Origin of the sequence: Sphingomonas sp. CCH10-B3 (assembly GCF_001556185.1) — a bacterium.
GTDB lineage: Bacteria > Pseudomonadota > Alphaproteobacteria > Sphingomonadales > Sphingomonadaceae > Sphingomonas > Sphingomonas aquatica.
This window is the reverse complement of the sequence record NZ_LSIJ01000092.1, coordinates 44,787-56,813: the sequence shown is the minus strand read 5'-3', so window position 1 is coordinate 56,813 and position 12,027 is coordinate 44,787. Positions and strand designations below refer to the sequence as shown.

Annotated in this window: 12 protein-coding genes; 3 read left to right on the top strand and 9 right to left on the bottom strand. The window is 65.8% G+C overall.

The window, feature by feature from the left end; all coding sequences use genetic code 11:
• The 3 genes from ntrX (at position 1) to hflX (ending at position 3,339) form a co-directional block, all read left to right on the top strand.
• Entirely contained in the window at positions 1-1,383 is a 1,383-nt protein-coding gene (gene ntrX / locus AX672_RS14785) for a nitrogen assimilation response regulator NtrX (protein WP_066652468.1), read from the top strand.
• A gap of 178 nt (positions 1,384-1,561) precedes the next feature.
• Positions 1,562-2,050, top strand: a complete 489-nt coding sequence (gene hfq / locus AX672_RS14780; RefSeq protein WP_066652605.1) for an RNA chaperone Hfq — start codon at positions 1,562-1,564, stop codon at positions 2,048-2,050.
• Positions 2,047-3,339: a GTPase HflX gene (hflX, locus tag AX672_RS14775; RefSeq protein ID WP_066652466.1), complete on the top strand. Its 1,293-nt coding sequence runs from the start codon at positions 2,047-2,049 to the stop codon at positions 3,337-3,339. The genes hfq and hflX overlap by 4 nt, the downstream gene beginning before the upstream one ends.
• A 2-nt stretch (positions 3,340-3,341) precedes the next feature.
• Here hflX and mazG read toward each other — a convergent pair whose 3' ends face one another.
• Genes mazG through AX672_RS14730 form a run of 9 tightly spaced genes read right to left on the bottom strand, consistent with a single transcriptional unit; the run spans position 3,342 to position 11,869 of the window.
• Positions 3,342-4,091: a nucleoside triphosphate pyrophosphohydrolase gene (gene mazG / locus AX672_RS14770; RefSeq protein WP_066652459.1), complete on the bottom strand. Its 750-nt coding sequence runs from the start codon at positions 4,089-4,091 to the stop codon at positions 3,342-3,344.
• A gap of 55 nt (positions 4,092-4,146) precedes the next feature.
• Positions 4,147-4,743, bottom strand: a complete 597-nt coding sequence (locus AX672_RS14765) for a retropepsin-like aspartic protease family protein (protein WP_066652457.1) — start codon at positions 4,741-4,743, stop codon at positions 4,147-4,149.
• Positions 4,740-5,504, bottom strand: coding sequence for an MBL fold metallo-hydrolase (locus AX672_RS14760; protein WP_066652456.1), 765 nt, complete (start codon positions 5,502-5,504; stop codon positions 4,740-4,742). Before AX672_RS14760 ends, AX672_RS14765 begins: the two co-directional genes overlap by 4 nt.
• Positions 5,501-6,277 carry a TatD family hydrolase gene (locus AX672_RS14755; RefSeq protein WP_066652453.1) on the bottom strand — a complete coding sequence of 259 codons (777 nt, stop codon included), beginning with the start codon at positions 6,275-6,277 and terminating at the stop codon, positions 5,501-5,503. The genes AX672_RS14760 and AX672_RS14755 overlap by 4 nt, the downstream gene beginning before the upstream one ends.
• Positions 6,277-7,836 carry a methionine--tRNA ligase gene (metG, locus tag AX672_RS14750; protein WP_066652450.1) on the bottom strand — a complete coding sequence of 520 codons (1,560 nt, stop codon included), beginning with the start codon at positions 7,834-7,836 and terminating at the stop codon, positions 6,277-6,279. Before metG ends, AX672_RS14755 begins: the two co-directional genes overlap by 1 nt.
• 27 nt (positions 7,837-7,863) lie before the next feature.
• Positions 7,864-8,868 (bottom strand): AAA family ATPase, encoded by a 1,005-nt coding sequence (locus AX672_RS14745; RefSeq protein WP_066652447.1) that lies wholly within the window; start codon positions 8,866-8,868, stop codon positions 7,864-7,866.
• A complete protein-coding gene (locus tag AX672_RS14740) occupies positions 8,865-10,037 on the bottom strand; it encodes a D-alanyl-D-alanine carboxypeptidase family protein (RefSeq protein WP_066652438.1) in 1,173 nt (390 codons plus the stop codon). Before AX672_RS14740 ends, AX672_RS14745 begins: the two co-directional genes overlap by 4 nt.
• Before the next feature lie 27 nt (positions 10,038-10,064).
• A complete protein-coding gene (locus AX672_RS14735; RefSeq protein ID WP_066652433.1) occupies positions 10,065-10,859 on the bottom strand; it encodes a septal ring lytic transglycosylase RlpA family protein in 795 nt (264 codons plus the stop codon).
• Positions 10,856-11,869: a lytic murein transglycosylase gene (locus AX672_RS14730; protein ID WP_082730573.1), complete on the bottom strand. Its 1,014-nt coding sequence runs from the start codon at positions 11,867-11,869 to the stop codon at positions 10,856-10,858. The genes AX672_RS14735 and AX672_RS14730 overlap by 4 nt, the downstream gene beginning before the upstream one ends.
• Between the last annotated feature and the right edge of the window lie 158 nt (positions 11,870-12,027).

Sequence of the window (12,027 nt, the reverse complement as noted above, 5' to 3'; positions counted from 1 at the left end):
ATGGCGCTCGACATCCTCGTCGTCGACGATGAGAAAGACATTCGCGAGCTGGTCGCCGGCGTGTTGCAAGACGAAGGCTATGAGACGCGGCTCGCCGCCGACAGCGACGCGGCGCTGGAAGCGATCGCCGCGCGCCGCCCGTCGCTGGTGCTGCTCGACGTCTGGCTCCATGGTTCGCGGCTCGACGGGCTCGATCTGCTCGACGAAATGAAGCGCCGCGACCCGAGCATTCCGGTGATTGTGATCTCGGGCCACGGCAATCTCGACACCGCCGTGGCGGCGATTCGGCGCGGTGCCGCCGACTTCATCGAAAAGCCGTTCGAGGCCGAGCGGCTGCTGCTGCTGGTTGAGCGCGCGACCGAGACCGAACGACTACGGCGCGAACTCGCGTCCCTGCGCCAGACGGCGGGCCTTGAGGAGGATCTGACCGGCAATTCGGCCGCGATCAACAGCGTGCGCGCGACGTTGAAACGCGTTGCCGCGACCGGCAGCCGCGTGCTGATCACCGGTGGTGCAGGCGTCGGCAAGGAAGTCGCGGCGCGGCTGCTGCACGGCTGGAGCCAGCGCGGCGTCGCGCCCTTTGTCGTGGTCAGCGCTGCCCGGATGACGCCCGAACGGGTCGAGGAGGAGTTGTTCGGGGTGGAGGAGGGAGGCAATGTCATACGCCCTGGCCTGCTCGAACAGGCGCATGGCGGCACGCTGTTCCTCGACGAGATTGCCGACATGCCAGTGCAGACGCAGGCGCGGATCCTGCGCGTGCTGACCGACCAGAGCTTCACGCGCGTCGGTGGCCAGCGCGTCGTCCGCGTCGATCTGCGGGTCGTCTCGGCCACCGCACGCGACCTGACCGTCGAGATTGCCGAGGGGCGCTTCCGCGAAGACCTCTATTATCGGCTCAATGTCGTGCCGGTGGCGATCCCCGGCCTAGCCGAGCGGCGCGAGGACATCCCGCCGCTGGTCGAGCATTTCGTCGCGCATTACGCTGCGCAGCGCCGGGTGCCGACACCCGAAGTCTCGCCCGAGGCGATGGTCGCGCTGCAGAGCCATGAATGGCCAGGCAACGTCCGCCAGTTGCGCAATGTCGTCGAGCGCACGGTGATTCTGGCGCCCGGCGACCGGATCGGCCGCATCGATATCGATCTGCTGCCAGCCGAAGTGCTGGGCGACCAGCGCGACCTCGGCATCGGTGCGGCCACCACCGCGATCATGGGCGCGCCGCTTCGTGAAGCGCGGGAGTATTTCGAGCGCGAATATCTGCGCGTCCAGATCCGCCGATTTTCGGGCAACATCTCGCGCACCGCGACCTTCATCGGCATGGAACGGTCAGCGTTGCACCGCAAGCTGAAGCTGCTGGGGATCACCGAGACGCGCGGCGAGGATTAGAGACTCTTGCCTCATCATCCCTGATTGCAGGGGAATGCGGGCGGAGGCAGGAACGGCGGCCGTGCGCGATCTGCCAGCATATGGACGCGGGCCTGCGTCTTTCCTACATTGCCGTCAGCGACGCCGCGTACCGGCGCATCGCGGGGCATTTCCCCGCCAAGAACAAGGAATGATCGTCATGGCCGAAAAATCCGCCTCGCTGCAGGACCTGTTCCTCAATTCGCTGCGCCGGTCGAAGACGCCGGTGACGATGTTCCTTGTCAAAGGCGTCAAGCTGCAGGGCATCGTGACCTGGTTCGATAATTTTTCGGTGCTGCTCCGCCGCGACGGTCAGTCGCAGCTCATTTACAAGCATGCGATCTCGACGATCATGCCGTCGGGCGCGATCGACATCGATGCTATCCTCGACACGATCGGCGAAGCGCAGAAAAAGGCGCCGCTGCTGCAGGAAATTTTCCTCAACGCCGTGCGCAAATCGGACGAGCCGGTGACAATGTTCCTCGTCAATGGCGTGATGCTTCAGGGCTATATTACCGCGTTCGACCTGTTCTGCATGCTGCTCCAGCGCGACGGCATGGCCCAGCTTGTCTACAAGCACGCCGTGTCGACCGTGCAGCCCGCACACCCGCTCAACCTCGCCGAGGAAGCGACCGAGTCGAACGATTGAGTACCGGGTTCGAACGCGATCGCAGTGAGTTCGCCCGCGGCGGGCGCGCGGTGGTGGTGCTGCCCGACCAGGGCGGCGCCAGCCGCGACGCTGACGCGCGGCTCGCCGAGACGGCGGGTCTCGCCGAGGCGATCGGTTTGGTTGTCACCGACAAGATCGCCGTCCGCCTGCGCACACCCAAGCCCGCGACGCTGATCGGGCAGGGGCAGATCGAACAGATCGCCGCCGCGGCGCGGATGGAGGAGGCAAGCCTCGTCATCTTTGACGCGAGCCTCACCCCGGTCCAGCAGCGCAATCTGGAGACCGGGCTCGACACCAAGGTGATCGACCGCACCGGGCTGATCCTCGAAATTTTCGGCGAACGCGCGGCGACCGCCGAGGGGCGGCTGCAAGTCGAACTCGCGCACCTCGATTATCAGGCGGGCCGGCTGGTCCGGAGCTGGACCCACCTCGAGCGCCAGCGCGGCGGCTTCGGCTTCCTCGGCGGCCCCGGCGAAACCCAGATCGAAGCCGACCGCCGCCTGATCCGCGACCGGATGGCGAAGCTGCGGCGCGAGCTCGATCAGGTCAGCCGCACCCGCGGCCTCCACCGCGAACGCCGCCAGCGCGCGCCCTGGCCGGTGATCGCGCTGGTTGGCTACACCAATGCGGGCAAGTCGACGCTGTTCAACCGGCTGACCGGTGCGCAGGTGATGGCCGAGGATTTGCTGTTCGCGACGCTCGACCCGACCCTGCGCCAGATTTCGCTGCCCGGCATCGACAAAGCGATCCTGTCGGACACGGTGGGCTTCGTCTCCGACCTGCCGACCCAGCTCGTCGCCGCGTTCAAGGCGACGCTCGAGGAAGTCGTCTCGGCCGATCTGCTCGTCCATGTCCGCGACATCGCTCATCCCTACAGCGAAGCGCAGCGCGCCGATGTCGAGGCCGTTCTAAGCGAACTGGGCGTGGCGGAGACGACCCCACGGTTCGAGGCGTGGAACAAGCTCGACTTGCTCGAAGGTGATGTGCGCGACGACGTGATCCTTGAGGCTGCCAAGCGCGACGATGTCATTGCGATTTCGGCGCTGAGCGGGGAAGGGGTCGACCGCATGCTGACGATCATCGCGTCGCGACTGACCGAGGGGCATCGTCGTTACACGGTGACGCTTGATGCCGGCGACGGGGCGGGGGCAGCGTGGCTGCACCAACATGGCGAAGTGATCGACCATTGGGTCGATGGCGACTCGGCAGTGTATGAAGTGCGACTGAGCGAGCGCGATTGGGAAAGGTTCGGCGTGCGGGCGCACTGACTTCAGGCCCGTTCATCCGCCTTGGCCGCGACCCACAGCGCTTCCTTCGCGTCCAGATCCAACCCCGCGAAAGCATTGCCCGCTGTTTCCTCCATCGCGCGAAACCGTCGCTCAAACTTCGCGTTTGCGTTTCGCAGCGCTGCCTCGGGATCGACGCCTTGCTTTCGCGCCCAATTGACCACGGCGAACAGCAGATCGCCGATTTCCTCGGCGCGCTCGGCATCGGTCTGCGCCGCCTCGACCTCGGCAAGCTCCTCTTCGATCTTCGCGCGTGCGCCGCTTGCGTCGGGCCAGTCGAAGCCGACCCTTCCAGCGCGCTTCTGCAATTTCTCGGCACGCATCAGGGCAGGGAGTCCGAGCGCGACACCGTCGAGTGCGCTGGCCGCACCCTTGGCGCCGCGTTCCTCGGCCTTGATTTGTTCCCAGAGGTGAGGGCCGCCGCCTGCAGCATCATCGCCAAAGACGTGCGGATGACGGCGCTCCATCTTGTCACTGATCGCATCGACGACATCGGGCAGCGCGAAATGGCCGGCTTCCTCGGCGATCCGCGCGTGGAACACGACCTGGAGCAGCAGGTCACCGAGCTCGTCTTTCAGATCGGCCATATCGCCGCGCGCGATCGCATCGGCGACTTCGTGCGCTTCCTCAATCGTGTACGGCGCGATCGTCTCGAACGTCTGCGCGACATCCCAGTCGCAGCCGCTCACCGGATCGCGGAGGCGGGCCATGATGGTTACCAGACGATCAACCATTGCTGCGCCTCCCTTAATCTATCAGTCCGATAATATACATTATGTAAAATACGATTTAGCGTCTGGGGACGAGGATCAGCCTATTCCCCTCGGCCCGCCAGCTTTCGAGCTGCGCCAGAAAATCGGCGCCGAGCAGATCGTTGCCCTCGGTGTCGTTCACCAGCACCGGAACATCTTTCGCGTGGATCGAACCAAGTTCAAGCGTTGCCAGCGTCGCGCGGTGCTCGATCGTCCGGCCATTTGCGGTCTCGACAATCACGCCGAAGCCTTCGTCGACGGTCGCGCCGATTGCCTTTGCGGTGGCCCGCGAAATCGTCGTGCTGGATGCACCGGTATCGACCAGCATTTTCATCGCCACGCCATTGAGCAGCACGTCGGCGCGGTAATGCCCGTCTTGACCGCGTGGAATCTCGACCGTCGATCCGGTTACCAAATTTCCGCGCAGCCCGGCATCGACCAGGAACCCGTCGATATAGCTGCGATTGCGCGTCCAGAAGGTCGCCAGAATCAGCGCGCCTGCAAAAATCCCCAGCCAGATCAGCGCCATTCGCATCGTCTGGCCGATCGGCATGCCACGCGCGATCAGCGCCGACAGCGGCAGGATCAGCAGAAGCAGATACCAAAGCGCGCTCATCTGGTCGCCGCTGCTCACAATATGATCTCCAGCCCGTCATAACCCGGCTCAACGCCGCCGGGCAGCTCGCGGCGAAGTGTCGCATAATCCATCGACTGGTCCATATGCGTCAGCACCGAACGCGCTGGCCGCAGCTCGTCGATCCATCCAAGTGCCTGGTCGAGCGTCGGATGCGACGGGTGCGGCCGCCGCCGCAAGGCGTCGACAATCCACAGGTCTAGCCCAGCATAAAGCTCGACCATTGCAGGCGTCATCGCATGGAAATCAGTTGCATAGCCAATGGCCTTGCCATCGGCTTCGAAGCGTAGCCCGGCCGAGGTGATATCGCCATGCGGCTGTTCGGCGCTCGCGACGACGACATCGCCGATCGCGAAGCGCTCTGGCAGCAGGTCAATCGTCATCGTCGGCGGATAGCCTGCGCGCCCGTGGAAGACATAGCCGAAGCGGTCGAGCATCGAGTCGCGCGTGCGGCTCTGCGCAAAGCCCGCAATCGGCGCACCGCGCGCGTGATAAAGCTGCCGCACGTCATCGATGCCGTGGCAGTGATCAGCATGTTCGTGGGTCCAGATCACTGCATCGACTTCGCCGACGCCTGCTGCCAGCAACTGTTCGCGCAAGTCCGGCCCGGTATCGACCAGAATGCGCGTTGTCGTGGTCTCGACCAGTATCGACACGCGCGTGCGCCGGTTTTTCGGCTCAAGCGGGTCGCATTCGCCCCAATCGCCGCCGATCCGCGGCACCCCCGACGAGGTTCCCGAGCCGAGAATGCGAACCTTCACGCGCGGGCTTTGGCAAACAGCTTGAAGAAATTGGCCGACGTCGTCTCGGCCAGCGTCATGACGTCAACACCGCGCAGGTCGGCAAGGAAACGCGCGGTATCGGCGACGAAGGCGGGCTCGCCGGTCTTGCCCCGGTGCGGCACGGGCGCGAGAAACGGCGCGTCGGTTTCGATCAGCAGCCGGTCGGCGGGCACGCGCGCCGCGGTTTCCTGCAAGTCGCGCGCATTCTTGAACGTCACGATGCCCGAAATCGAGATGTAGCAGCCCATTGCCAGCGCCTTGTCGGCGAAGTCGGCGCTCGCGGTGAAGCAATGGATCAGGCAGGGGAAGGCCCCCTTCCCCATTTCATCGGCGATGATCGCGGCGGTATCGTCCTCGGCATCGCGGGTGTGGACGATCAGCGGCAGCCCGGTCGCGCGCGACGCGGCGATATGCGCGCGGAAATTGGCGGCCTGCTGCGCGCGGTCGCTGTGGTCGTAGTAATAATCAAGGCCCGTCTCGCCGATGCCGATCACGCGGGGATGGGCCGCGCGGTCGATCAGCATCTGCGTCGTCACATGCGCATGGTCGTCGGCTTCGTGCGGATGGATGCCGATGCTTGCCCAGATGTCCGGATAAGCCTCGGCAATGCCAGTGATTTCGTCCCATTCGCGCTCGCGGGTCGAGATGGTGAGCATTGTCGACACCCCCGCCCCGCGGGCGCGCGCGATGACATCGGCCTGATGCTCGGCAAGCCCCTTGTAATTGAGGTGGCAATGCGAATCGACGAACATCAGTCTTCCACCGGGGCTTCGAGCCGCGGGAACAGCGCCACCGGCTGCTCGAGCCGGAACCCGCCCTCGGCCAGCGGCGAATACCAGTGCGCGCCGATCGCCTCGAAAGTCCGCAGCTCGGGCGCAATCCCCATCGCGTCGAGCAGCTTGGCCGCGCTCCCCGGGATCACCGGCGCGATCGCGACGGCAAGCTGGGCGATGCAGATGTAGAGCGTCGCCAGCACCGTCTCCATCCGCTGCGTGTCGGTCTTCTTGAGCGCCCACGGCGCCTGCTCGTCGATATAGGCGTTGCAGGCGAACACGCCCTGGATCCACGCCTCGGTCGCCTGGCTCAGCGCCAGTTCTTCGTAAGCGCGCGGCATGCTGCCCCGCACGATGCCGTCGATCGTCTCGAACAGCGCCGCGTCGGCGGGATCATGGCCGTGGATCGCGGGCAGCCAGCGGTCGCAGTTCTTGTAGATCTGGCTAAGCGTACGCTGCGCCAGATTGCCGAAACTGTTCGCCAGATCGGCATTGGCGCGGGTGACGATCGCTTCGGCCGAATAGCTGCCATCCTGCCCGAAGCTGATGTCGCGCAGCAGGAAATAGCGCAGCGCGTCGACGCCATAAGCATCGGCGAGCGCAATCGGATCGGCGGCATTCCCCGCCGACTTGCCCATCTTCGCCCCGTCGCGCGCGAGCACGAAGCCATGGCCGAACACGCCGCTGGGGCGCGCCATCTTCGCCGACATCAGGAAAGCGGGCCAGTAAACCGCATGGAACCGCACGATATCCTTGCCGATCATGTGCAGGTTCGCGGGCCAGTAATGGCCGAGCGCGCCGTCGATCGCGGGATAGCCGATGCCGGTCAGATAATTGGTGAGCGCGTCGACCCACACATACATCACATGCCCCGGCGATCCCGGCACCGGCACGCCCCAGTCGAAGCTGGTGCGCGAGACCGACAGGTCGCTGAGGCCCCCTTCCACAAAACGCAAAATCTCGTTGCGGCGGCTTTCGGGGCGGATGAAATCGGGGTTGGCCGCATAATGATCGAGCAACGGCTGCTGATATTTCGAAAGGCGGAAGAACCACGTCTCCTCGGCAGTCCATTCGACCGGCGTCCCCTGCGGCGACAGCTTGCTGCCCCCCTCCCCCTCGACCAGCTCCTTCTCGTCATAAAAAGCTTCGTCGCGGACCGAATACCAACCCTCGTAGCGATCGAGGTACAGATCGCCTGCCTCGGCCATCGCTGCCCAGATCGCCTGGCTTGCGGCATAATGATCGGCGTCGGTGGTGCGGATAAAGCGATCATAGCTGATATTCAACTTGTCAGCCATGTCACGGAAATAGCCGGACATTTCGGTCGCCAGATCGCGCGTTTCGATGCCCCGGTCGCGCGCCGCCTGCACCATCTTCAGCCCATGCTCGTCGGTGCCGGTCTGGAAGCGCACGTCGCGCCCCGCCTGGCGCTGGAAGCGGGCGATGGTGTCGGCGGCAATCGCTTCATAGGCGTGGCCGATATGCGGCCGCCCATTGGGATAGTTGATCGCGGTGGTGATGTAGAAGGGCTCGGCCATGGCCCCGCCCTAATCCAATGCCGCAGCTTATTGAAGCCTTGGCGGTGCCAGCCGCGCGACCAACCCGGCCATTTCGAACACGGTCGCCTGAGCATCGAGCGAATGCGCACGGGCGCTGATCGACAGCGATCGGGCGGCTTCATAGGCGTCGAGCGCGATCCGCAGCCGCTCGCCGGTCCGCGCGGCGGCTTGGCCAGCGATGAAACTTGGTACGCGGTCCAGAAACGCCTCATAGCGCGGCTGCGCCGCCTTAAGCCCCAGCGCTTTGGCGAGCTTGCCACGCGCGCCGTTGCCGGGGTCGCCATCCCGGGCGATGGCCGCCATCGCTGCATCAAGCGCGGCCATGTCTAGCCCGGCATAGCCAAGCGCGCGCCCGGGCGAACCCTGCCCTGCCGCGATCAACGCAGCGAGTTCGGCCTCGCTTGCCTCGGGCAACGCCTCTGCGAGCACCCGGCGCATCGTGCCGTCATCGAGCGGATCGAACCGCAGTTGGCGGCACCGCGAGCGGATCGTCGGCAATAGCCGCCCCGGTGCATGGCTGACGAGAATGAAGATCGTCCCTGCCGGCGGCTCTTCGAGATTCTTGAGCAGCGCGTTCGACGCCGGTCGTTCGAGATCGTCGATCGCATCGATGACGACGACACGCGCGGGCGAGAGGCTTGGCTTGGTTGCAAACATCGGCTGGAGCGCGCGGACCTGGGCGATGGTGATGCTGCGCGCATAATCGCCTTCCGGCTTGTCGGGGTCCTTGGGCAACCGCTCCAGCGCGCGGTAATCGGGGTGCGATCCGGCGTCGAACAATCGTCCGACGGGATCGTCGGCTGCCACATCGAAGCCCGACAACAGCTTGCCGGGTTGCGCGGTCTCAGCCAGCAGCCGCCGGGCCGCGATTGTCGCAAACTGCCGCTTCCCAACCCCCTGCGGCCCGGTGAACAGCCACGCGTGGTGGAGCGCGCCGCTGTCTATCGCGGCCCGAAACGCGTTGATGGCTGCGTCATGCCCAAATGGCAGCGCGTCCGGCCGCGCGCTCACATCCCGAACAGCGACCAGAAACCCGCCCAGGCGCGGCCGAAGAACCCCGCTTCGGCGACGTCGGTTTCGGCGACCAGCGGCAGCGTCTGGACCGGCAGGCCGGGCGACGTGACGACCAGGTCGGCGATGTGCTGCCCCGCCTTGATCGGCGCCTTGATCGGCCCGTTATAGACGACCTTCAGATCGAGCGGCGGCGTCGGGCCGCCGGGCAAAGTCACGGCAAGGTCGCTCGGGGCGACCAGCCCGACTTTGCTGCTGGCGCCGAGCTGGACTTCGGCCGTTTCGATCTTGCGCCCCTTGGCGGCGAGCTTCTTCGACTTCCACGCGCGAAAGCCCCATTCCATGAAGCGCACGGACTCATCGGCGCGCTGATTGAAACCGGTCAGGCCGGCGAGCACCATCACCAGCCGCCGCCCGCCCTGCTCGGCTGACCCGGTGAAGCCATAGCCTGCTTCTTCGGTATGGCCGGTCTTGAGGCCGTCAGCGCCCGCGACGCGGCCCAGCAGCGGATCGCGATTGGCCTGAGTGATCGCCCCGCCGCTGCCCAGTTGCTTGCCCCAGGTGAAATCGGGGCGCGAATAGAAGCGCTTGTAGAAAGCGGGGTAGTCGCGGATCGTCGCCGATGCGAGATGGGCAAGATCGCGCGCGGTGACATAGGTCACGCCGCCGTCGGGCCAGCCATTGGTCGTGCCGAAATGGCTGTTTTTCAGCCCGAGCCGCTTGGCGGTTGCGTTCATCTGCGCGACATAGGCTTCCTCGGTCCCCGATGCGCCCTCGGCGAGCACGACGCAGGCGTCATTCCCAGACAGCGTGATGATGCCGTATAGTAGATCGGCGACGCTGACCTGCTCGTTCGGCGACAGGAACATCGTCGACCCCTGATTATTCCACTTCTTCCACGTCTCGGGCCGGACGGTGATCTTCTGGTCGAGCTTCAGCTCGCCGCTCTTGATCATTTCGAACGCGACATAGACCGTCATGATCTTGGCCATCGACGCGGGCGGCATGCGCCGGTCGGCATCGCGCGCGAACAGCACCGCGCCGGTCGACAGATCCTCCATATAGGCAATCGGCGCAGGCGTATCGAAGGGCGGCGCAGCTGCCTGTGTCGGCATCGCGGCGATGGCGAGCGTGGTGGCAAGAGCGAGAGCAAAAACGGACTTTTTCATCGGGCACAAATTCCAGACAGACGGGCGTTAATTGTCGACGATCCGCGCATCGCCATAGCCGCGCCGGGCGACATCGTCGCGGGCGGCGGCGGCAGCGGCACGGTCAGCGAACGGCCCCAGCCGCACGCGATAAATCGTGCCGGCATTCTGGACCGAACCGCCAAGTGTATTGGCAAGCGCCCGCGCGCGCTGCCCGCTCGAAAAGGCAGCGACCTGGACATAAAGCTTGCCCGCGCCCGCCGCTGGCATCGGTGGGCGTCCCGGCTCGACGATCCTTGGCGCCGGTCTCGGCGGCGGCACCACCGCGGCGGGACGGGCGGTGGCTGGAAGCTGCTTGCGCAGCGCGGCGATCAACTGCGGCGTCGCATCGAGCCGCGGCGATGCCGAGCGACCACTACGTAGCGCAACCTGATCGGCCGCCGGTGGTTCCGCAAGCCGCACGCGCACCGGGCTGACCGGACGTGCATCGATGCCGAGCAATTGCGCGGCACCGCGCGACAGGTCGATGATGCGTCCCGCCACGCGCGGTCCCCGATCGGTGATCAGGACGAGGATCGTGCGACCGGTGTCGAGCGAGGTGACTTCCACAAAGCTGCCGAGCGGCAGGCTGGGATGCGCGGCGGTGATCGCCGCGGGATCGAAACGCTGCCCCGACGCGGTGGTGCCGCGCACTTCCTCGCCATACCAGCTGGCATAGCCAACCGCGTCATAGCGGGCCGCACCGAACGCCTGGCTGGTGCCGCGCGGCCCCGCGCCTGCCGGCGGCGCATCGGCGGGCGCGGTCTGTGCCATCGCCATCACGGCCAGCATCGCAACGATCATGACGCCACCGCATCGGCCAGCAGCCCGACCGACAAGGCATAGAAATTTGAGCAATTGTAATCGAGGATCACGCGGTAATTGCCGGTCAGCAGATAGCCGGTCTTGCCCGGGCCATCGGGCTCGAGCAGCGTCGCCAGCACACGGTCATCGGGCCAGGCCTTGCCCTGCGGCACCAGCCCCAGCGCGCGCCATTCGGCGATCGTGCGCCAGCGGCTGTGCCGTTCGAACACGCGGGCGCAGCGCGGTGAAATCGACCGGCTCGTCAGATCGCTGCGGTCGAAACTCGCGGGCACGGTCACCGCCAGCCCCCAGGGCTGCCCCGGTCGCCACCCGGCATTCGCAAAATAATTTCCGATCGAGGCAAGCGTGTCGGCGTCACTCGACCAGATGTCGGCGCGCCCGTCACCGTCACCGTCACGCGCCAGCCGCAGATAGACCGACGGCAGGAACTGCGGATTGCCCGTTGCGCCGGCCCAGCTCCCCTTCAGCCGCTCACGCGGCACGCCGCGTTCGACCATCTCGACCGTCGCCAGAAATTCGGCACTGAACAGCGCGCGACGGCGCCCTTCATAGGCAAGGCTCGCCAGCGCGCGCGGGAGGTCGAAGCTGCCGGTGATGCGGCCGTAGTTGGTCTCATGGCCCCAGATCGCCACCATGATCGATTCGGGTACGCCCGTCTCGCGCTCGATCCGCGCAAGGCGGCTGCGCTGCGCCAGATACACCTCGCGCCCACGCGTGATCCGCGGCGTATCGACATGGCTGCGACGATAGGGCTCGAACATCGGGATCGGCGCGTTGGGATCGGCACCCGGCTGCGCGCGGTCGAGCTCGATAACGCGGGTATTGAGCGTCAAGCCGCTGAACACGGCCTCGATCGCGGCCGGGCTGCGGCCCTGCGCTTCGGCCTGACGGCGCAAGTCGCTCAGATAGTTCTGGAAACCGACCTCGTCATAAGGCGTGTTCTGCGCGGCAACGACGCTCGACCCGCCGAGCGCGGCCGACAAGATCATGGCGCCCCAAAACCCACGCCAACCAAACCGAAACATCGCCGCCATGTGCCAAGCCTTGCCACAATGCGGCGCGCGGCTGAACCCCCAACTTCGCCTCGTCTAAACTTAGCGCTGTCGCGCGCCTCTTGCGCAAAAGATCGGATGCGCCGTAAGCGCGG